At 72.7% G+C, this 21,245-nt stretch carries 12 protein-coding genes and 2 pseudogenes; 7 read left to right on the forward strand and 7 right to left on the reverse strand.

Features of this window, described 5'->3' with window-relative positions; all coding sequences use genetic code 11:
• Window positions 1-21: 21 nt before the first annotated feature.
• From DZA62_RS07235 to DZA62_RS07245, 3 genes are read right to left on the reverse strand one after another with little or no spacing between them, the layout of a single operon-like run.
• On the reverse strand, window positions 22-1,641 hold the full coding sequence (locus tag DZA62_RS07235; RefSeq protein WP_116948216.1) for a thiamine pyrophosphate-binding protein: 1,620 nt from the start codon (window positions 1,639-1,641) through the stop codon (window positions 22-24).
• Complete coding sequence (locus tag DZA62_RS07240) at window positions 1,641-2,414, reverse strand: cyclase family protein (protein ID WP_116948590.1); 774 nt, start codon at window positions 2,412-2,414, stop codon at window positions 1,641-1,643. The genes DZA62_RS07235 and DZA62_RS07240 overlap by 1 nt, the downstream gene beginning before the upstream one ends.
• A gap of 33 nt (window positions 2,415-2,447) precedes the next feature.
• The gene (locus DZA62_RS07245) at window positions 2,448-2,876 is read right to left on the reverse strand and encodes a VOC family protein (protein ID WP_116948217.1); all 429 of its coding nucleotides are present in this window, start codon (window positions 2,874-2,876) and stop codon (window positions 2,448-2,450) included.
• Between the two features lie 139 nt (window positions 2,877-3,015).
• On the opposite strand from DZA62_RS07245, the pseudogene DZA62_RS07250 reads away from it, so the two are divergent.
• Window positions 3,016-3,637 (forward strand): annotated as a pseudogene (locus DZA62_RS07250) (dihydrofolate reductase family protein).
• Window positions 3,638-3,713: 76 nt separating this feature from the next.
• Here DZA62_RS07250 and DZA62_RS37525 read toward each other — a convergent pair.
• Window positions 3,714-4,148: pseudogene (locus DZA62_RS37525) on the reverse strand (DoxX family protein); the annotation flags it as partial.
• An 89-nt stretch (window positions 4,149-4,237) separates the two neighbouring features.
• On the opposite strand from DZA62_RS37525, the gene DZA62_RS07260 reads away from it, so the two are divergent.
• The 5 genes from DZA62_RS07260 to DZA62_RS07280 all read left to right on the forward strand — a co-directional run bounded on the left by DZA62_RS07260 (window position 4,238) and on the right by DZA62_RS07280 (window position 14,811).
• Window positions 4,238-7,201: a helix-turn-helix transcriptional regulator gene (locus DZA62_RS07260; RefSeq protein WP_198663505.1), complete on the forward strand. Its 2,964-nt coding sequence runs from the start codon at window positions 4,238-4,240 to the stop codon at window positions 7,199-7,201.
• Window positions 7,202-7,545: 344 nt separating this feature from the next.
• Entirely contained in the window at window positions 7,546-10,362 is a 2,817-nt protein-coding gene (locus tag DZA62_RS07265; protein ID WP_157987529.1) for a S8 family serine peptidase, read from the forward strand.
• The gene (locus DZA62_RS07270; RefSeq protein WP_198663506.1) at window positions 10,362-13,151 is read left to right on the forward strand and encodes a hypothetical protein; all 2,790 of its coding nucleotides are present in this window, start codon (window positions 10,362-10,364) and stop codon (window positions 13,149-13,151) included. Before DZA62_RS07265 ends, DZA62_RS07270 begins: the two co-directional genes overlap by 1 nt.
• 123 nt (window positions 13,152-13,274) lie before the next feature.
• Window positions 13,275-13,907: an alpha-ketoglutarate-dependent dioxygenase AlkB gene (locus DZA62_RS07275; RefSeq protein WP_116948221.1), complete on the forward strand. Its 633-nt coding sequence runs from the start codon at window positions 13,275-13,277 to the stop codon at window positions 13,905-13,907.
• A 73-nt stretch (window positions 13,908-13,980) separates the two neighbouring features.
• A complete protein-coding gene (locus DZA62_RS07280; protein ID WP_116948222.1) occupies window positions 13,981-14,811 on the forward strand; it encodes an MBL fold metallo-hydrolase in 831 nt (276 codons plus the stop codon).
• A 27-nt stretch (window positions 14,812-14,838) separates the two neighbouring features.
• Here the strand turns inward: DZA62_RS07280 and DZA62_RS07285 are convergent, their stop codons facing one another.
• Complete coding sequence (locus tag DZA62_RS07285; protein WP_157987530.1) at window positions 14,839-15,447, reverse strand: DUF3558 family protein; 609 nt, start codon at window positions 15,445-15,447, stop codon at window positions 14,839-14,841.
• Window positions 15,448-15,489: 42 nt separating this feature from the next.
• Complete coding sequence (locus DZA62_RS07290; RefSeq protein WP_198663507.1) at window positions 15,490-16,488, reverse strand: helix-turn-helix domain-containing protein; 999 nt, start codon at window positions 16,486-16,488, stop codon at window positions 15,490-15,492.
• Window positions 16,489-16,617: 129 nt separating this feature from the next.
• On the opposite strand from DZA62_RS07290, the gene DZA62_RS37170 reads away from it, so the two are divergent.
• Window positions 16,618-20,928, forward strand: coding sequence for a S8 family serine peptidase (locus DZA62_RS37170; protein WP_198663508.1), 4,311 nt, complete (start codon window positions 16,618-16,620; stop codon window positions 20,926-20,928).
• A 45-nt stretch (window positions 20,929-20,973) separates the two neighbouring features.
• Here the strand turns inward: DZA62_RS37170 and DZA62_RS07305 are convergent, their stop codons facing one another.
• Complete coding sequence (locus DZA62_RS07305) at window positions 20,974-21,234, reverse strand: hypothetical protein (protein WP_116948225.1); 261 nt, start codon at window positions 21,232-21,234, stop codon at window positions 20,974-20,976.
• Window positions 21,235-21,245 lie beyond the last annotated feature (11 nt).

A 21,245-nucleotide genomic window follows, 5' to 3' on the forward strand; every position in this document is an offset into this window, starting at 1 on the left:
CGGAGCTCGTCCCGGCGGCGGTCAGTGGCCGCGGAAGGCCTCCTCCAGCCACCAGGCGCCGCGCGGCGCGGCGACCTTCGCGTCGACCAGCAGGGGCCGGCCGCGGTCGCCGTCCAGCCAGGACCGGACCCCGCCGAGGTCGGCGGGCGACCGGACCGTCACCGCGTCGAACCCGTAGCCGGCGCCGACCGCGGCGATGTCGGTGTCCGGGAACGTGACGGCGTCCAGCGGCTCGCCGCCGGCGAAGTGGTGCACCTCGGCGCCGTACGCGTCGTCGTTGTAGACCACGACCACCATGGGCAGGCCGAGCCGCCGGGCGGTGTCCAGCTCGGCCGCCGCCATCAGCGCGCCGCCGTCGCCCAGTGCGGCGACCGGCAGCCGGTCCGGCCGGGCCAGCGCGGCGCCGATCGCCGTCGCCAAGCCGAGTCCGATCGACTGGAACGCCTGCGTGAAGCAGAACCCGTGCTCGTCCGGGACGGACAGGAACATGCTCGGGTAGCCCATGAAGTTGCCGGAGTCGACGGCGACGACGCGTTCGTCCGGCAGCAGGTCGTCCAACGCGATGGTCAGCGTGCGCGGGTCGATCCGCCCGCCGCCGCCCCAGTCGTCGTACGCGACGTCGCGCCAGCGGACCTGTGCGGCCAGCCGGGTCCGCAGCTCGTCGTCGCGGTAGCCGGGGCGCGGGCCGTCCAGCGCCACCGTCAGCGCGGACGCCACCACGGCGCTGTCGCCGGCGACGCCCACCTCGACGGCCTGGTGGCGGCCGATCGCGTCGGCGTCGACGTCCACCTGGGCGACCCGGGCGGACGGCCCGATCAGCCGGCCGTGCCGCAGCGTCCACATGTTCAGTGCGCAGCCGAACCCGACGACGACGTCGGCGCCGGTGATCAGCGACGCGGCCAGCGGCGACGCGAATCCGCCGGACACGTCCAGCGACCACGGGCTGCCGTGGAACAGCCCCTTCGCGACGGCGGACGTGGCCACCAGCGCGCCGCACGCGTCGGCCAGCGCCAGCAGCTCCGCGCGGGCGTGCCGCGCGCCCCGTCCGGCGATCAGCACGGGCCGCCGGGCGGACGCGAGCAGTGCGGCCAGCTCGGTCACGTCGGGCGGCGGCGGGGGAGCGGGCGCCGCGACGGGTCGCACGTGGGCGCCGTCGTCGACCGGCAGCCCCTGCACGTCGAGCGGGAGATTGACGACGACCGTGCGGCGCTCGTGGCGGGCCAGCGCGTACGCCCGGGCGACGTCGCCGAGCGCGGTCTCGGCTGAGGCCACGCGCACCGTCGCCGCCCCCACGGCGGAGGCGAGGGAGGGCTGGTCGACGAAGAAGTTCGAGCCGGGGACGGTGGCCTCGGCGGCCAGCACCAGCAGCGGCGTGCGGCTCTTGGCCGCCTCGGCGATACCGGTCAGCGCGTTGGTGAGCCCGCAGCCCTGGTGGACGGTCACGGCGGCGACCTCGCCGCTCATCCGCGCGTAGGCGTCGGCCATGGTCGCCGCGCCGCCCTCGTGCCGGGTCGCGACGAACCGCGTGCCGCCGTCGGCCAGCGCGTTCGTGACGTGGAAGTTGCCGCTGCCGACCACGCCGAACGCCTGCCGGACGCCGAGCTGAGCGAGCGCCCGGCCGACCGCCTCGCCGACCAGCATCAGCGCTCGACCAGCGCCAGCACGCGCGCCGGGCTGCCGGACCCGCCGGCGATCGGCAGCGGCGCCGCGACCACGACCGCGCCGGTCGGCGGCAGCCGGTCGAGGTTCTGCAGCTGGGTCAGCCCGTACTTGCCGGCGCCGAGCAGGAAGGAGTGACACGGGAACGCCGGGTCGAACGAGTGGGCCGCGCCGGCGTCGGTGCCGACGGTCTCGACGCCGAGGCCGAGGATCGGCGCGACGTCGGCCAGCCAGCGGGCGCAGTCGACGCTGACACCGGGCGTGTGCGGGCCGGTCTCGTTCGCGTTGAGGAACGCGTCCTGGTCGGCGGACCGCGCGTCCCAGCCGGTGCGCAGCAGCAGCCAGCCGCCGTCGGGCAGCGGGCCGTGGTCGGCCTCCCACGCCTTGACGTGCTCGATCTCCAGCAGGAAGTCGGGGTCGGCCGCCGCCTGCTCCGCGACGTCGACGACGGCGGCCGGCGCGATCAGCCGGGGGAGCGGCACCTGCGCGACGTCCTCGCCGTCGCGTCCCGTGACCCAGTGCACGGGCGCGTCGAAATGCGTTCCGGTGTGCTCGCCGGTGGTGATGTTGTTCCAATACCAGGCCGGGCCGCGGTCGTCGTAGCGGCTGATCTCGTGCAGCTGGAACGGGACGGTCTGGCCGAACGGCTCGGGCAGCTGCAGGATGGGCGTCTGGTCGCTGAGCGGCGCGGTGAGGTCGAGCACCTCGATGCGGCCGCCGGCGACGGCGTCGAGCAGGTCGGCGAGAACGGTCATGTCGGCTCCTTCGCGGCGGTCCACGGGTCGCGCTCATCCTGGCCGGGCCGGGCGCGCCCCGTCCAGAGGCCGTTCGACGGCGGGGCGCGACGTCCAGAGGCCGAGCGAGACCCCCTGCGGGTCGCGGACGGTGGCGCACCAGAAGTCGTCGCCGCCGAGCAGCATGCGGCCACGCTCGACCGTCGCTCCCAGATCGTTCGCCCGCGTGAGAGTCGCCTCCAGGTCGTCGACCTCGACGTAGAGCCGCACGCCCGCGGCCGGCGCGGGCTGACCGGTGGCGGCGCGCTGTAGTCCGCCGATGCCGGCGTCGTCGTGCCGCACGATCCAGTAGTCGCGGCCGAGCTCGGACTCCGGGCCGTCGAAGGCGCGCTCGAAGGTCCAGCCGAACAACGCCCCGTAGAACGCCTGCGTACCGGCGGGGTCGGGCGTCTCGATCTCCCACCAGACGACGTCATGGGGCACGTCGCGAAGAATATCCGGGGGCGGCGTCGAAACCGGGCCGCGGCGTTCGTGGCAGGGGTGAGGCCGCCCGCCAGCGGCGTCCCGGAGGAGGGCGATCACAAAGCTGACCACCGTCACCAGCGTGTCCGTCGACGGCGTGATGCAGGGGCTCGGCGGGGCCGACGAGGACCGCCGCGACGGGTTCGACCGCGGCGGCTGGGCGTTGCCGCTGTTCGAGGGCGAGGCCGAGGCGTTCCTCGGCGCCGTGTACGCGCGCGCCGGCGCGTTCCTGTTCGTCCGGCGCACCTACGAGATCTTCGCCGCCTCGTGGGGGACGTGGGCCGACCCGGGCGACAGCCCCATCTGGACGGCGCTGAACCCGCGGCCGAAGTACGTCGCCTCGTCGACCCTCGCCGGCGCGTCGTGCGCGGACACCACCGTGCTGTCCGGCGACCTCGCGGCCGCGGTGCGGGAGCTGAAGGCCGCGCAGGGCGGCGAGCTGCAGGTGCACGGCAGCGGCGCGCTGATCCGCTGGCTGCTCGAGCAGCGGCTGGTCGACGAGCTGACGCTGCTCACCTATCCGGTCGTCGTCGGCCGGGGCACCCGGCTGTTCCCTGACGACGGCCCGGACGTGGCGCTCGAGCTCGCCGAGGCGCGCACGTTCCCCGGCGGCATCACCGCGCAGGTCTACCGTCCGGCCGGTCCGGCCGCGGTACGCCGGCGACGGGCGCCGTCCCGCTCCGGACGCGGCCACAGATCGCTCCGATCACGAGGTCGGTTGACCCAGGCCACGATCCCTGCCAGCACCATGTGCACGGGCGCCGACGCCGCCTCGCCGATCGGGTCCTGATGGGCCAGATGGGTCACGGTGGCTCCGGCGGTGATGACCAGGAGGGGCGCGGCGCCCAGGAAACGACGTCGCGGCGAGACCGGCAGCGCCGCGCCGACGAGCTCGCCGGCGCCGACGACGAACCGGAACCACGACGGGTAGCCCCACTCCACGAACTTCACCGAGTAGGCCGGGCCGAAGAACGTTTCGCCGGAGTAGAACTTGGTCAACGCTCCGACGGTGAACGACGCGACCATCCAGGCGCACACGCCGGCGAGCAGCCGTTGTCGCCACGCCGGAGTCAGGGTCTGCATGAGTGTTGCCTCCGGGTCACGGTCCTCTCGCCGCGTCCCGGACGGGAGCGGCACGTTCTTCTCCTGACGGATGGTGGGACGAAAGTGTGACCGGCCGGACCCGCCCGGCCGCCGGCGGTCCGAAACCGGCGCGACGTCGAAATGCGCCATAATGTCCGCCACCGTTCACGGTGCGTTGCCCGGATTCCGCACCTGTGTGTCCCGTGTCACCGCGCAACGACGAACTGCGGGAGGTCCCAGTGGACGCCAGTCAGGCTCGGAACCGGCAGGATGCGGCGGCGCTCGGCACTCCCGCGGTGCGGGAACTGATCGGCCGAGAGTCCGTGCTCGCCTGGGCGAATGACGCACTGAGCACCCAACGCGCGATGGTTCTCATCGAAGGCGAGCCGGGGATCGGTAAGTCACGGCTCGTGGTCGAAATGGTGCGCTCGGAGTCCGTCGCACGTCGCGGCCTTCTCGTCGTGACCTGTCCGCCTCTGCGCGAGCCCTTTCCGCTGGGTCCCGTGGTGGACGCGTTGCGCCGGCACGGTGACCGCGTCCGGGCCGCCGAGCTGACGGCGCTCGGTGGAGCTCTGCGCCCGCTGTTTCCGGAGTGGTCCGAGTTTCTGCCGCCGTCGCCGGAGCATCTGGACGATCCGAAGGAGACCCGGCATCGCCTTCTGCGGGCCATCACCGAACTCGTGGAGCGACTCGGCATCGAGATCGTGGTCGTCGAGGATGCGCACTGGGCGGACAACGCCACGCTGGAGTGGCTCATATCGGTGACGAGCGGCCAGGGTCATGGCCCATCGACCGTCATCACGTACCGACCCAACGACGTGCCGCCGCAGTCGGTGCTGCGGGTCCTGACGTCGCGGCCCAGGCCGGGCATGAAGTTCAGACGCGAACGTCTCGAGCCGCTCGATGTGGAACAGACTCGACGCATGGTCGGCGCGATGCTCGGCAGCGGCGAGGTGTCGGAGGAGTTCGCCGCGTTCCTCCGCGACCATACGGACGGCATTCCGCTGGCCATCGAGGAATGCGTCCGCCTCCTCCGCGACCGGAACGACATCGTGTGGCACGGAGGGCACTGGATCCGCCGCGTCCTCGACGATCTCGACGTGCCGCCGACCGTGCGGGACTCCGTGCTGGAGAGGGCAGCACGTCTTCCGCCGCCCGCTCGGCTCGTCCTCGAAGCCGCCGCGGTGCTGGCCGAGCCGGTCGATGAGTCCATGCTGTCCGCCGTCGCCGGTCTGACCGAGGCGGAGGCCGATGCCGGCATCGCCGCCGCGCTGGCCTCCGGGATCCTGCAGGTGCAGCGACCCGGACAGTACGTCTTTCGACATGCGCTGGATGCTCAGGCGATCGGTGAGGCGATCGCCGCCCCGCAGTGGCGCCGCATGCACGTCCGGGCCGCGGAGGTTCTCCGCCGGGCCGACCCACCTCCGGTGGTGCGCCTTGCCCGGCACTGCCGCGAAGCGGGCGACGACGATGCCTGGTGCCGGTACGTCGAGGCGAGTGCCGGCCTGCTCCTGGAGTCGGGACAGGACCGCATGGCGCTCGTCACGTTGCTGGAGCTCCTCACCTCGATCGAGCATCCCCCCGACCGACGGGTCCGGCTCGCTCGCCTGCTCGGCGAGACCTGGCCGGTTGCGCGCGACGCACAGGGCGAGTTCGCCGGCCAGGTCGTCGCGGTCCTGCGCACCGCGCTCGCCTCCGGCGGGTGCGAGCCCGCCGACCGAGGTGAGCTGCGGCTCGTACTGGGAGATGTGCTGTGGATTCTCGATCGTGACCAGGAGGCCTTCGAGGAGTGGCAGGCGGCCGTCCCCGACCTGACCGATCGCCCGGGCCTCGCGGTCAAGGCCATGGCCAACCTCGCTCTGCCCATGCATCCTGACTGGCCGATCGGCCGGCACCTGCAGTGGCTCGACCGGTCGACGGAGCTGGCCCGCACGCTCGGCCCGGAACCGGCGCGAAGTGTGCCCCGCCTTCGAGAGACCGTGCTCCTGCTGGTCGGTGAGGAGGCGGGCTGGGAGCAGGAGGAGGTGACGGTCGACGCGACGACGAGCAGGGCCGAGCAGGGGGCGATCGCCTCGGGTCTGTTGAACGTCGTGATGACCTCGCTGCACTGGGGCCGATACGTAGAGTCACACGAGCGACTGGCCCAGGCCTCGCGCTTCGTCGACGCGACAGGCTATCGGCGGCTGGCGACGCAGGCCTGTTCGCTACAGCTTCAACTCGATTGGCACAGGGGCCGTTGGGATGGCCTGCTCACCGCCACGGAGGAGCTGGTGGACGCCGATGTGCGTCGCGACCCTACCCTCGTGCGAGTTCAGTTGGTCGCCGCTCTTCTCCACCTGGCCGCCGGTAACCGGACCGCCTCCGAGACTCTGCTCGACGCCTTGGCCGAGCAGAATGCTCGATCCGGCACGATCTACCCGGACAACATGGTCGCCCCGGCGGCGCTGGCGCGGATCCGGCTGGCCGACGAGTCGCCGGATGGTGCGCTGGCGTTGACCGCTCCGGTCATGGACGCGGTGGGCCGCAAGGGGGTCTGGCTGTGGGCGGCGGATGTCGCACCGGTCCACGTGGAGGCGCTGATCGCGATCGGACGGACCACGCAGGCCGAGGATCTCGTGTCCCGCTACGCCGGCGGGCTGGTCGGCCGCGACGCCCCCGCGCCGGCGGCCTCGTTCCTCGTGTGCGCCGGGCTGATGGCCCGTGCTCACGGCGACCACGACCGGGCGGCCGGCCTGTTCGACGACGCGGCGCGACGATGGGCACAGCTGCCCCGGCCCTACGACGGCCTGCTCGCGCGCGAGCGTCAGGGGCTGAGCCTGATGGACGCGGGCAGGCCCGACGAGGGTGTGGCGGGACTGACACAGGCCGAGCGGCAGCTACGCGAACTCGGCGCCCGATGGGACGCCGACCGGATCGCTCGCGTGTTGCGTCGGCACGGCGTCGGAGTGTCGCGGGCCTGGAAGGGTGGACCACATGGGTACGGCGACGCGCTCACGCCGCGAGAGAAGGACGTCCTGACACTCGTCGCGCAAGGAATGACCAACCGGGAGGCGGCACAGGCGCTGTTCCTGTCGCCCAAGACGGTGGGCATCCACCTCGGCACCGCGATGCGCAAGCTCGGCGTCAACACCCGCACGGGCGCGGCCATGGCAGCGAACGACGCCGGGCTGATCTCGTTCGAGTCCGATGTGGCGACGAATTGAACCGTGTCCATCGCGACTGCCGGCCGCGTCGCAGAGCTGCGGCGACCGCATTCTAGGGCGAACACCCTATAGGTAGCGCCGGATCCTTGCGGCGACGCTGAACCACGTGAACGAGCGCGATCCCGTGACCCGTGACCCGCCCGCGGCGGTGATCGATGCACCACCCGAGCACGACCGGGACCCAGGGGCGGTTGCGGGCGCAGACGAGTCCTTCCACGACGCGGCCGCACCGTCCGGCGACCCAGGTCCCGAGCCGGAAGGGTGGGTGCTTCTGTGAGCTTTCGCCCCTCCCGTCCCCACCTCCCAGCGACCCCGTTCCGGGCCCGAAAGGCAGGCGTTACTCCATGGATGTGGATACCAGCGCGCGGCGCCGTCGCCCGCACGCGATACTCGCACTGACGCTGCTGGCAATGCTCCTCGCGGCGTTGTCGTCACTCCCGCCGGCAGCCGCGGCGCAGCCGGCCACGTCGGCCGCCACGCAGGCCGACCAGAAGCTCACCACCGAACTGCGGGAGCGGTTCGAGGGCGCCGAGGAGAAGCCGCAGGAGTTCTGGGTGCGCTTCGAGGAGCACGCCGATCTCTCCGCCGCCTATGACATCGAGGACTGGGCCGAGCGCGGCGAGTTCGTCGTCCGGCGGCTCCAGGAGACCGCGGCCACGACTCAGGCGGGCGTCGCCGACCTGCTCGACGCCCGCGGCGTGGAGTACGAGTCCTACTGGATCTCGAACACGATCCGCGTCACCGGCGCCCCGTACGAGGTGGCGTCGGAGGTGGCCGTGCGACCGGAGGTCGGCGAGCTCTCGGCACCGGAGACCTTCGACCTTCCGGAGCCGGAGGTGACGCTCGACGACGGCGCCTTCCGGACGAACGCGGTCGAGTGGGGGATCGCCGACATCAACGCCGACGACGTCTGGGCCGACGGCATCGACGGCAGCGGCATCGTCGTGGGCAACATCGACACCGGCGTCCAGTTCGACCACCCGGTGTTGGTGAACCAGTATCGCGGCAACCGGGGTGCGGGTTCGTTCGACCACGACTATGCCTGGTTCGATCCCACCGGCACCTGCGTGAGCGCCGCGTGCGACAACCAGGGTCACGGGACTCACACGATGGGCACGATGGTGGGCGCCGATGGCGGAGCCAACCAGGTCGGCGTGGCACCCGGGGCCACCTGGATCGCGGCGAAGGGCTGCATGACCGACTCGTGCGGGGGAGAGCACCTGATGGCGGCCGGTCAGTGGATGCTGGCACCGACCAGGATCGACGGCACGGGCGCCGACCCGTCGATGCGGCCCGACATCATCAACAACTCGTGGGGTGGTGGATCGTCCGCCGACTCCTGGTACGACAACGTGACGGCCGCGTGGGCCGCCGCGGGAATCTTCGGGGTCTGGTCGAACGGCAACAGCGGACCAGCCTGCCGGACGTCCACCGCGCCGGGTGGGAGGACCGCGAACTACTCGGTCGGCGCCTACGACGTCCAGAACACGATCGCCTCGTTCTCCTCCCGGGGCGCGGGCCAGGACGGTGAGATCAAGCCGAATCTGTCCGCCCCCGGCGTGAACGTGAGATCGGCCTACCCCGGCGGCCGTTACGCTCTGGCGAGCGGCACGTCGATGGCGGCCCCGCATGTGGCCGGTGCCGTCGCGCTGCTGTGGTCGGCCGCACCGGACCTGGTCGGTGACCTCCAGGCGACCCGGGACCTGCTGGACACGACCGCCGTGAACACCGAGGACGCCCAGTGCGGCGGTGACGGCGAGGACAACAACGTCTACGGCGAGGGGCGCCTCGACGCGCTCGCCATGGTCACCGGGCGGACGGTGGGAGTGTTGACCGGAACCGTCACCGACCGCGTGACGGGCGCCCCGGTCGCCGCGGCGCGCGTGCGTGTGGTCGGGGGCCCGGCCACGCACCCGATCGACCGCACCGTCGCCGCGGACGCGTCCGGGCAGTATCGCGCCGGCCTGCCCGCTGGGGAGTACCAGATCACCGCGTCGGCCTACGGCTATGTCGAGGACACGGCGGCCGCGACGGTGGTCGAGAGTGAGGTCACGACCGTCGACGTGCCGTTGGACCCGGCGCCGATGACGACGGTCACCGGACGAGTCGCCGACGGTTCCGGTCACGGCTGGCCCGTTCACGCCGAGGTCACCGTCGCGGGCGTCCCGCAGGGGTCGCTCTTCACCGATCAGATCACCGGCGAGTACACGGTGACGCTGCCCGCGCAGGCGGAGTACTCCGTGACCGTCGACCCGGTGTACCCGGGATACCCGGCGACCCTCGAGTCCGTCGCGGTGGGCGACACCGCCGTGCGGGTCGATCACATCATCGCCGCCGACATGGACGCGTGCACCGCGCCGGGATACGGAAGAACCGGCCACCGGAGCGCCTTCACCGGGTGGAGCGGTGACGCGCCGCGAGACGGGTGGCTGGTCGGTGGCCTCGCCGGATCGTGGCGCTTCGACAACCCGCGGCAGCGCCCACAGCCGCCCGGTGGTCAAGGGGCGTTTCCGATCGCCGATCCGGCCGCCGCGCCCCGGGGACGCGTCGACGCCACCCTGACCTCTCCGGCGTTCGATCTGAGCGATCACTCCGCACCGGTGCTGCGCGTGGACATGCGCTACCTGGGGGCACCCCGGCGCCAGTCCGCCGAGATCGAGTACTCGATCGACGGGCGGACCTGGAGCACGGTGTGGTCGGCGAGCACGGAGACCGTGATCGGCACGCAGAGCATCGAGTTGCCGGGCGCGGCGGGTCAGCACGCCGTACGGGTGCGGTTCTCCTTCACCGGCAGCGACGACTCCCGCTACTGGGGCTTCGACAACCTGTTCCTCGGCACGTGGGACTGCGTGCCGTTGGACGGCGGACTGGTCGTCGGTGGCGTGCGCGACGCCACCACCGGGGAAGGCCTGGCCAACGTGCGGATCCGCGTGGGCTCGGCGCCGGAGTCGGTGGTCTGGAGCCAGCAGTTGGACGACCAGGGGGTGACCGGCGCACCGTTCTGGCTGTTTGCCGCCGGGGACGGCATCGACCGGATCGAGGCGCAGGTCACCGGATACGAGCCGTACGCCTCGGACCTCAGCGTGACACCGCACGCCATCACTCACCACGACATCGCGTTGACCGGCGCCGCGCCGGCCGGCCTGGACAGGAGCCTGTGATGCGGATCGGACACGTGCGACGACGACGGGCATCGCGAGCGGCCTTGACCGCGCTGACGGCGGCGGTGGTGCTGCCGATGGCGGCCACGGCGTTCGCGGCGGGGCAGCAAGCCGGCACGATCCTGCCGGCCCTGGACACCGAACCGGTCGCGGACGGAGCACCGTCCAGCAGCGTGATCCACCTGATCACCGGTCACGAGGTCCACGTCACCACCACGCCGGCCGGTGAATATCAGGTCTCGGTGCCGGGAACGCCTGACGGTGCGCCCGCCGCGGACCTCCAGGTCCGAGCCGAGGAGGCCCCGGGTCAGGCACCAGCCCTCGTCGCCGACCCGGCGGGTACCGTGCGCCTGGTCGACGAGGGCAGAGTCGATCCGCACCTCTTCGACCTCAGCTACCTCATCGAGCACGGCTACACCGGCGCCCCGACCCCGGTCACGGTGTACTTCAACGGTGCCGTCGGCGTCGCCGACGTCTCGGCCAGGGCCGAAGCGCTCCCCGGGTCGGAGCCGGTACCGGGGACGGTCACCGAAGACCGGGCCACGGTCACCGTGGCGGCGGGGTCGGGCGAGACATTCTGGGATGCCGTCACCGAGGACCCGGACGACCAGCCGTACGCGCCGCGTGAGTTGGCCGACGGCGTCGCCGCCATCACGCTCGACGGAGCGGCCCGGCCCGATGCCGTCGAGCCGAACGCGACCGTGCCCACGGCACGGCTGACCATCCGGGTCCACGGCAGCCAGGACCAGTCACGGTGGTACCACCGTCCGGGAACCCGCTCCATCGCTCCGCAGGGCTGGGCCACCGCGTACGCCGAGTTCTACCTGTCGTCGGTCACCGGACTCGGTGGAGCCACGCGGGCCCTGGCTTCTGGCGGCGAGGGTTGTGCGGACCCGTCGTGCGTGGTGCGCGACGTCGTCGTCGACCTGCCCGAAGGGACCTGGTTCCTCGACGGCCACGCTGTCGAGTTCAAGGACTCGCGCGGGGGTTACACCTGGTTCGTGGAACCAGAGGTGGTCGTGGACGGTGACACCACGATCGACCTCTACGTGGACGACGCGACGTGGATCGAACCGGACACACCCAGGCCCACCGAACTGGCGCACCTGGCCGTCACCAAGCAGCGCATCCGGCCGGACGGAACGCGGTTCACGAACCTCCACTTCCTGGCAGGAGATGGCTTGACCACCGGTATGTGGCTGGCTCCCACGCGGTGGCCCGCAACCACCGGCGCGTTCAATGCGTTGCTCACCCAGCAACGCCAGCAGCCCCGGATCTCCATGGCGGTGACCCAGCCGAAGGTGGGCCTCGACCTGCGCACGGAGTACGGGCCCAAGCTGGTCGCGGAGGACTACCTGGCCGCCGAGGGAGACACGTTCGAGCTCGTGGACGTCGGAGCCGGGTCGCCGGCCGATTTCTCGCGGATCGACGCCCGGGGGAAGCTCGCTCTGGTCGCGCCGTTCAACGCCGTCACCGGATGTGCGACCGAGCCCGAGCTGTACGAGCGGGCCGCCGATGCCGGCGTTGTGGCGCTCGTCTTCGACCCGCACGACGACTACTTCATCGACGCCGGGCGCTGCTACGCTGCCCAAAGCGGCGCGCCGGGTGGGCTGCCCGACCTGTCGGTGACCGCTGAGAACGCCGCTGACCTGCGGGATCTCCTTGAGCGGGACCGTGTGATGGTCGAGGTGGACAGTCCGCGGAACCAGCGGATGGAGTACGTCTACACGCTCGCTCAGCACTTCTACGGCGGGATCCCCGACGACATCGACCAGACGGTCACCGACCGTGACCTCACTGTCCGTGAGTCGCGGCTGCACGACACGGCCGGACTGGGATCGTGGACGGGGTCCGCGCAGTTCGGACCCGTGATCTCGTTGGAATCGGTCGCACGTACCGACGTGATGAACATCATCGGAGGTAGCCTCTTCGACAACCTCGGCATCGCCGATGAGTCGGTGAACCTCACCGAATACATCGGACCGGTCTCGCCCGACATCATATGGACTCGGGGCTGGCAGACCGAGCGCGCGAAGGAGGACAGCGGCGCAACCGTTCTCGAGGCGCCGTCGCGGCGTGGGGAGCACTGGTTCACCAGCCCGCGGGCCATCGGTCCGGCCGAGTCCACCGGGTGGTGCAGCTTCTGCCGGGCGGGCGACGTCCTGTACTCCTTCGGGGAGCGCACACCCGGGGCGGAACCGCAGCACACCGCCGGCACCGTGACCATGCCGGACGGTGTCCTCACCGACTCCGTGGGCGACGTGATACCCGCGTCCACCGTGAACCGGGTCCGGGCCTACGTCCTGCCAGCGCAGAGCCGGCAGTACACGCTCACCGGCTCCGACTCCTCCGGCAACGAGTACGAATGGACGTTCACGTCCGGTACCGCCGGCGACAACCGGCCGCCCGGCGTCACCTGCATCCCCGAGCTGTATTTCGCGGCGCCGTGCGGCGAACCCGTGCCGATGATCTACCTGCGCCACGTCACGCCGGTGGACATCGAGAACACTGCCGCGGCCGGCACGCGGCACACCGTCGAGATCGTCGCGTTCCACCAGGCGCCGGGCGCGCCGCAGATCAACCGTCCGTCCGTGCAGGTGAGTTTCGACGGCGGCACGACCTGGCACGACACGCGGGTCCTGAAGGGCACCCGGGGCGGCTGGCAGGTGCGCTTCACCGTGCCGCCGCTGGCACGGACCAACGGGTTCGTGGCACTGCGGACCGCCGCCGACGACGTGGAGGGCAACTCCACTATCCAGACGTTGTGGGAGGCGTACGCCTTGCGCTAGGTCGCGTCAGGCGCCGGCCGGTGGACCCATCACCCTCAGGGTCCACCGGCCGATGCGCGTCAGGAAGCGGCGGCGCATCGAGCGCGCGTAGAACATTCGTTCGAGTTCCGCTAGTGTCGAGGCATGAGTGTTGCTTTTCAAGCCTCCCTGCTCGACGACCCCGGCGGCGCCACGCTGGGTCCGCTCGGCGGGCTGGTCGAGCGCACGGTGCTTACCCAGGGCGCCTGGGTCGACGTCCGGCGAGCGTGGGTCGGCGGGTCCGACCAGCTGTTCACCGGGCTGGTCGAGTCGGTGCCGTGGCGGGCCGAGCGGCGCACCATGTACGAGCGGGTGGTCGACGTGCCGCGGCTGGTGCGCTTCTACGGCGACGGCGAGCCGCTGCCCGACCCCCTGCTCACCGAGGCGCGCACGGCGCTGAGCCGGCACTACGCGGCCGAACTGGGCGAGCCGTTCACCACCGCCGGCATGTGCTTCTACCGCGACGGCCGCGACAGCGTCGCCTGGCACGGCGACACCATCGGGCGCAGCCGCACCGAGGACACCATGGTCGCCATCGTCTCGCTCGGCGCGCCGCGGGCGCTGCTGCTGCGTCGGCGCGGCGGCGGCAGCGCCACGCTCCGCTTCGCCGTCGGCCACGGCGACCTCCTGGTCATGGGCGGGTCCTGCCAGCGCACGTGGGAGCACGCCGTCCCGAAGACGGCCAAGCCGGTGGGGCCGCGCATCAGCGTCCAGTTCCGGCCCACGGGCGTGCGTTAGCCGACGGCCGAGACGCGCCACGGGGTACTACGCTCCGACGAACGGCGGCAACCCACGAGGGAGAGGCGAGCCCATGTTGACGCAGGTCGCGGAGGGTGTGCTGGTCCACCAGAGCGAGCTCATCCGGAACAACACCGTTGTCGTGCAAGGACGGGACGGGGTGTTGGTGGTCGACGCCGGCATCACGGGCGACGAGATGGCCTGCCTCGCGAACGACCTTCGTGAACTGGGCCAGCCGGTCGTGGCGGGCTTCGCGACGCATCCTGACTGGGACCACGCGCTCTGGCACACCGACCTCGGCGACGCGCCTCGTTACGGCACCGCCCGCTGCGCGGCCTCCCTGCGAGAGCTGCTGTCGAACGCGGACTGGCAGGACCGCCTCGCCGAAGGGCTGCCGCCTGAGATCGCCGACGAGATCCCGCTCGACCCCTTCGGCCGCATCTCCGGCCTGCCCGCCGGAGCCGCGGAGGTTCCGTGGGACGGCCCGCGTGCCCGGATCATCGAGCACCCCGCGCATGCTCCAGGCCATGCGGCGCTGCTGATCGAGGGGCGCGGAGTGCTCGCCGCCGGCGACATGCTGTCCGATGTCCTGGTTCCCATGCTCGACGTCGGCACCGCCGACCCGATCGACGACTACCTCGCCGGGCTGCGGCTGCTCGAGGACGTGGCAGACGACGTCGAGGTCGTGGTCCCGGGTCACGGATCCGTCGGCACGGCCGATCAGCTGCGCGCGCGCATCGACCTGGACCGCGCGTACGTGCACGCCCTGCGCGACGGCCGGGAACCCGACGACCCGAGAATCGGCCCGGCGGCCGAGCCCGGCTGGGAATGGGTGGCCGACGTGCACACGGGGCAGCGCCAGAGCCTCGCCCGGCGAGGCGAGCCGAACGGGACGCCCGAGTAGGTCCGCGGTCGCGACCAGGGCGACCCGTCAGGGCAGCGCCGGTTCGGCCAGCGCGGCCAGCTGGGTCGCGTGCTCGCAGGCCAGCGCCGGGTCGCCGCCGACGGCGGTGGCGTCGAGGCGCGACGTCTCGCTGACGCCGAGGCTGACCACGCAGCCCCCGGTGGTGCCGGTGAACGTGACGGCCTCGTGGTCCCCGATCGGCGCCAGCGCCTGGACGTCCGTCGCGACGATGTCGGCGGGCCCGTACGTCTCGAACAGCTCGACCGACACGGTGAAGCTCTCGTTGAGCGTCGGCCCCTCGAACCGGTACCGGCAGACCCGCGCCTCGCCGAGGGTCTCGGCCTCGCCGCCGGTCAGCCCGAGCGACCCGGCACCGGCCGCGTCGACCATCGCGCACGGGTCCAGCGCCGCGAGGCCGGCATCGCCCGCCGGTCCGGTCTCCGCGGGCGCGGCCGAGGTCGGCGCCGAGGTCGGCTCCTGGGTCGGCTCCAGGGTCGGGCCGGGCGTCGGGTCGGTCGACGGCGACTCGCTCGCCGCCGTGGGCGGGCCGTCGTCGTCACCGCCGCAGCCGGTCAGCAGCACCAGTCCCGCGACGACGACGGCGGCCCGGCGGGCGGTGACTCGATTCCGTGGCACGGCGCACCATCCTGGCATGCGGCCGCGACACTCGCGGTCCGTTCACCACCAGCCGCGCCGAGCGGCCTGGATCCCGGCCTGGAACCGGTTCGTCGCCTGCAACTGGTCGAACAGCCGCCGGGTGCGCCGCCGCATCGTCCGCGTCGACAGCCCCAGCTGCCGCGCGATGGCGTTGTCCGTCAGCCCGGCCGCCAGCAGCTGCACCAGCTGCCGGTCCTCGTCCGGCACCTCGCCGGCGGCGTCGCCGGCCTCGCGGGTGAGCCCCGGCGCGGACGGCGATGCCAGCGGGGTCGCCCGCGCCCAGTACACCTCGAACAGCTCCACCAGCGCGTCGAGCAGGGTGGACTCGCGGATCACCAGCCCCTGGGCGTGCCCCACCTCCATCGAGAGCGGCAGCAGCGCGATGCGGCGGTCGGCGATCGCCAGCTTCAGCGGCAGCCCGGGCAGGACGCGGCCCTGTTCGCCGCGCCGCGTGAGGTCGTCGATCTCGTCCATCGCGCCGGGGATCTCCAGCGCCTCGGGCGCGTAGATGGCCCTCCAGTGCACGCCGCTGTCGAGTCGTACCGGCTCGACCGGGTTGACGGCGGCCAGCACGTACGGCGGGCGGTCCAGCACCATCATCTCCGAGCGCACCTGGTGCTGCAGGCGGACGAACCAGCGGCCCTGCTCCTCAGGACCGTTGAGCAGCTCGATCGTGCTGCCGTCGCCGGCCTGGCGGCGGGCGGCGTGGAACATCGAGGAGAGCGCGAGGGCGGAGCCGCGCACCTGGTCCAGCTCACCGGTGCGCTCGCGCACCAGAGCGTCGAGCGCGGCCTCGGGGTCGACGGCGGTGTAGCGCCGCCGTCGTCCGGACATCCGGATGACCAGGCCGAGCGCGCGCAGCCGGCCGCACGCGCGGTCGACCCGGTTCTCGGGCTGGCCCAGTTGCTCGGCGAGCGCGGCGGGCGTCGCGTCGACGCAGGTCAGGAGGGCTCGGTAGACCTCCTCGTCGAACGGGCCGAGGCCCACGGGTGCGAGCGAGGAGGCGTCGTCCGTCGTCATCGCCCCAATCTGGCCGAACTGTGCCACCGGCCGCAACCGGCCAGCTACAGCCATTGATACACGGAGTCACAGCCGTTACGAATGTGGCACAACCGCGGCAACCCCCGGCCGCGGTCTGACCTCGGGAGCATGATGATTGCTCGACGACTCCGCGCCGGATCCGGCGCCGCCCTTGCCGTCGCCCTCGCCGCAGCGGGCCTGACCCCCTTCGCCGCCGGCGCGGCCGCCGAGACCGACCCGGCGGCCGACCAGGAGACCCGTGTCATCGTCCTCATGGCCGGCCCCGACGGCGAGCCCGGAGCGCCTGCCGAGCTCGCCGCGCAGCTGGACAGCGCCCAGGCGGCGACCGCGGCCGCCCGCGCCCAGGGCACCATGCTCGCCGCCGCGGACGCGCGGGGCATCGAGGCTCAGGTCGAGCACGAGTTCACCGGCCTGGTCCACGCCGTCGCGCTCACCGTCCAGGCCGACGACGTCGACGCGCTGCGCCGGCTGCCCGGGGTCGCCGAGGTCGTCCCGGACGAGCGGGTCAAGGCCACGACGGACGTGAGCGTCCCGCTCGTCGGCGCCCCCGAGGTGTGGGAGCAGGAAGCGCCGGCCGGCGGCCCCGCCGACGGCACCGGCACCATCGTCGCCGTCCTCGACTCCGGCGTCGACTACACCCACCCGTCGCTGGGCGGCGGGTTCGGCGAGGGCCACAAGGTCGTCGCCGGCCACGACTTCGCCAACGGCGACGACGACCCCATGGACGACAACGGCCATGGCACGCACGTCGCCGGCATCATCGCCGGCACCGGCGACTCCGCCGCTCCCGTCACCGGCGTCGCGCCGGGCGCGCAGCTGACCGCCTACAAGGTGATGAACGCGCGCGGCGAGGGCTGGGAGTCCGACATCATCGCCGGGCTCGAGGCCGCCACCGACCCGGACAACCCCTACCGGGCCGACGTGGTCAACATGAGCCTCGGCGGCCCCGGCGACGGCACCGACCCGCTCGGCCTCGCGGCGACCGCCGCGACCGAGGCCGGCGTCGTCGTGGTCGCGTCGGCCGGCAACTCCGGCCCCGGCGCGCACACCATGGGCAGCCCGGCGCTGGCCGACGGCGTCCTGTCGGTCGGCGCGTCCGCGAGCGCCCTCGTGCTGCCGACGGCTCGGCTGGCGGCGCCGCGCGAGGAGCCGATCGCCACCTACCGGGTGCCGTTCTCCGCGTCGGCGCCCACGACGCCGGCCGTCGGCGAGCTGGTCGACGTCGGCGACGGCGACGAGGAGGACTACGACCGCGTCGGTGACGTCACCGGCAAGGTGGTCGCCTACCGGCAGAACCTCCCGGCCAACGTCACCGACGTCGCGCCGTGGATGATCGAGCAGGCCCGGCTGGCCGAGGAGCGCGGCGCGATCGCGCTGCTGGCCTACATCGACAACTTCGGCGGCCCGGTGCTGATGGGCGAGGACCCGGGCGCACCGTCGGCCCTCGAGAGCGCCGCGGCCGAGCCCGGCGTCGTCGACGTCCCGCTGCCCAGCAACGCGATCTCCGGCGACGACTTCCGGCTGGACCGGCTCGTCGTCATGAGCCTGCTCGAGTCGCAGTGGGACGTGCTGAAGCGCGACCTCGCGGCCGGCCCGGTCAGCGTCGAGATCTCCGGTGAGGACGTCACCGACCAGGTGCTCGCGTTCAGCTCGCGCGGCCCGTCGCCGGACTACTCGATCGAGCCCGACCTCGTCGCGCCGGGCTTCGAGATCATGTCGGCCATCCCGACGGCCTGGTGGGAGCCCGGCCAGTACCGGCTCTCCGGCACCAGCATGGCCGCCCCGCACGTCGCGGGCGCCGCGGCGCTCCTGCGCCAGTTGCGGCCCGACGACGTCGTCGGCGACGTGAACGCCCGGCTCACCGGATCGTCGGCGCCGGTCGAGGCGGGGCCCACCATCGCCGGTGCTGGACGGCTCGACGTCGCCGCGGCCGCGGCCGCCGACCTGATCGCCTCGCCGGCCTCGGTGTCGCTCGGCCTGGCCGACCTCACCACGACGACCATCGGCGACACCGGCAGCACCACGCTGCGCAACACGTCCGGCGCCGACGTCACGGTCGCGTTGACGGCGCGTTCCGCACCCGGCAGCGCCGGCACGGCCACCGTCACGCCGGCCCAGGCGACCATCCCGGCCGGCGGCGAGCTCGACGTCGAGGTCGCCGTCTCGGCGGACCGGCCGGAGCAGGACGCCGACCTGGCCGGATGGATCGTCGCCACCGCCGGCGACGGCACCGAGGTCCGGGTGCCCTACCTGCTGGCCGCGCGCGGCCTCGTCGTGCAGACGTCGCCCGACCCCAGCGACGGCGCGAGCGAGGCGTTCATCTGGACGCCCGGCCCGCTGAGCGAGCCGCCGACCGTGACGGTGACCCCGCCGCGCGGCCGCCCGGTCACCGTCCAGGCCGAGCACGACCACGGCAGCTGGTACCGCGCCGCCCTGACCGGGCCGCGTGTCGGGGCCTACGCCGTCGACGTCGCCGCGACGACGGAGTCCGGCGCCGGGCTCATCGGCTCGGCGACGTTCGAGGTCACCGCTCCGGTCGGCAACTCGAACAACCCGGCCGCCTGGCAGCCGATCGGCCCGAACTCCGGCTCCGGGCCCATCGCGACGACTCCCGCCGACCCGGACGTCGCCGCCGTCACGCAGTACATGAAGGCCGGGCCGTGGACCACCGACGACGGCGGCGAGACCTGGCGCCAGCACAACCGGCTGCCCGTCGCCGGCGGCACCGGCAACGGCAACCTCGTCGTCGCCGCCGACGACCCCGATGTCATGTGGTACGCGGTCAACGGCTCCACCGGCGGGTTCCTCGACACCGTCGCCGACCCGGCCTACCGGGGACGCATCCTGCGCACCGAGGACGGCGGCGACACCTGGGAGCAGCTCGACGTTCCCGACGTCTCCACGATCGCGCTGGTCAGCGACCCGCAGACGCAGGTGCTGGTGGCCGTCACCGCTGCCGCGCTGCTGGTCAGCCACGACCGCGGCGACACCTGGGTCAGTCACGCCAACCTGGCCGGCAGCGAGCTGACCGGCGCCGCCGTCTCGGGCGACGACCTGTTCGTGGCGAACCTCGACGGGGTCTGGGCGGTCCGCGGGCTGCTCACCGGCGACCCGACCGGCACCGAGCAGATCTACAAGGTCGACGAGGGGTACGTCGAGGGCATCGCCGCCGACGACGACCTGCTCGCGCTCCTCGTCGACGACGTCGTCATCGGCTCGCACGACGGCGGCCGCAGCTGGGACGTGAACTACGAGATCCCCAATGGCGGTGCGCTCGACATCGTCCTGAGCGGCGAGCTGCTGATGGTCACCACCTACCGACCGGTGCAGCACGTCAGCCGCGACGGCGGGACGACCTGGACGCAGCTGCCCCAGCCGGTGGCCGGCGCCGTCGAGGACGACCTCGTCCCATGGGCCGGTGGCCTGCTGTGGTCGTCGCCGAACGCCGGGCTGTTCACCGCCGAGGACGACGGCTCCAACCCGCAGCGCATCGGCGTCCAGGCGGCCACGCCCTACGACCTGGAGATCGTCGACCGCGGCACGCCGACGCTGCTCGCCGGCACGGACTACGACGTCTACGCCACGGACCTGCCCACCCGGCCCAAGCTGCAGGCCGGCGGTACCGAGTGGGGGCTGTCGGGCTACGAGGCGTACATCGGCACCCGGGTCGCACAGATCGCCGTCGACCCGCAGGACCCGCGGACGGTGTGGAAGATCCGCAAGGACGCGCTGTCGCAGTTCTGGGTGTACCGCAGCACCGACGGCGGCCAGGAGTGGGAGTTCCTCAGCCGGACCAACGAGGTGCCGTTCGACCTCGCCGTCTCACCGGCCGATGCCGGCCGCGTCGTGATCCCGTTCTGGAGCCTCGGCGGCGTCGGGCTCTACGTCACCGCCGACGGCGGCCAGACCTGGCGCAAGCAGTTCCACGACGAGATGTTCACCACCGTCGCCCTGGACCCGGCCGACCCGGACGGGCTCTGGCTGGGCAGCGCGTCCGGCCTGTACCGCTCCGACGACTTCGGGCGGACGGTGCGGAAGGTCGCCGACGGCCAGGTGAGCTCCGTCGTGGCCGACGGCGAGCGGATCGTGGCCGGCGGCACCGCCATCCAGGTCAGCGACGACGGCGGGCAGACGTTCGGCGCCGCCGACGCGGGCGGCGTGCCGATGCTCGTCGGCGACCTGATCGTCTCGCCGGCCGACGCGGACACCTGGTACGCCGCGACCAGCCAGTTCAGCGCGAACGGCCTGATCAAGGGCGGCCGCGGGGTGCTGCGCAGCACCGACGGCGGTCGCACCTGGGTGAACGTGTCCAACGGCCTGCAGAACCTCAACGTGGTGTCGCTGGAGATCAGCCCGGACGGACGCTGGCTCTACGCCGGCACCCAGCTGGGCGGTGTGCACCGCATCCGCACCAGGTAGACCGCACCAGGTAGACCGCAGCGCGCGGCGAGTGGGACGGGCCCCTCAGGCGTCGTCCCACTCGTCGCGCAGTTCCTTGCGCAACACGTCGACCTGCACCATCAGTGCGCCGAGCAGTTCCTCGCGGTTCAGCCGATTGGTGGTGCGGTACGACCACGCGGGCCGGCCGTCGGCGTCGAGGACCTTGATGAGCACGAACGCCTCGATGGCCGTCTCGCCCTGCGCGAGCGGATGCACCTCGAGGCCGGTGAGCACCTGAGCGACCGGCACGCGCTCGTCGCCGATCGAATCGGGGTCGCTGTCCATGGAGGACATCC

Source organism: Jiangella endophytica, assembly GCF_003427025.1.
In the GTDB taxonomy this organism is placed as follows: domain Bacteria; phylum Actinomycetota; class Actinomycetes; order Jiangellales; family Jiangellaceae; genus Jiangella; species Jiangella endophytica.

Bases quoted from the DNA above. Each gene is read 5' to 3' on its own strand.
- DZA62_RS07235 (WP_116948216.1), bottom strand. From the start codon at position 1,641: ATGCTGGTCGGCGAGGCGGTCGGCCGGGCGCTCGCTCAGCTCGGCGTC.
- DZA62_RS07240 (WP_116948590.1), bottom strand. From the start codon at position 2,414: ATGACCGTTCTCGCCGACCTGCTCGACGCCGTCGCCGGCGGCCGCATC.
- DZA62_RS07265 (WP_157987529.1), top strand. From the start codon at position 7,546: ATGGATGTGGATACCAGCGCGCGGCGCCGTCGCCCGCACGCGATACTC.
- DZA62_RS07270 (WP_198663506.1), top strand. From the start codon at position 10,362: ATGCGGATCGGACACGTGCGACGACGACGGGCATCGCGAGCGGCCTTG.
- DZA62_RS07275 (WP_116948221.1), top strand. From the start codon at position 13,275: ATGAGTGTTGCTTTTCAAGCCTCCCTGCTCGACGACCCCGGCGGCGCC.
- DZA62_RS07280 (WP_116948222.1), top strand. From the start codon at position 13,981: ATGTTGACGCAGGTCGCGGAGGGTGTGCTGGTCCACCAGAGCGAGCTC.
- DZA62_RS07290 (WP_198663507.1), bottom strand. From the start codon at position 16,488: ATGACGACGGACGACGCCTCCTCGCTCGCACCCGTGGGCCTCGGCCCG.
- DZA62_RS37170 (WP_198663508.1), top strand. From the start codon at position 16,618: ATGATGATTGCTCGACGACTCCGCGCCGGATCCGGCGCCGCCCTTGCC.
- DZA62_RS07305 (WP_116948225.1), bottom strand. From the start codon at position 21,234: ATGGACAGCGACCCCGATTCGATCGGCGACGAGCGCGTGCCGGTCGCT.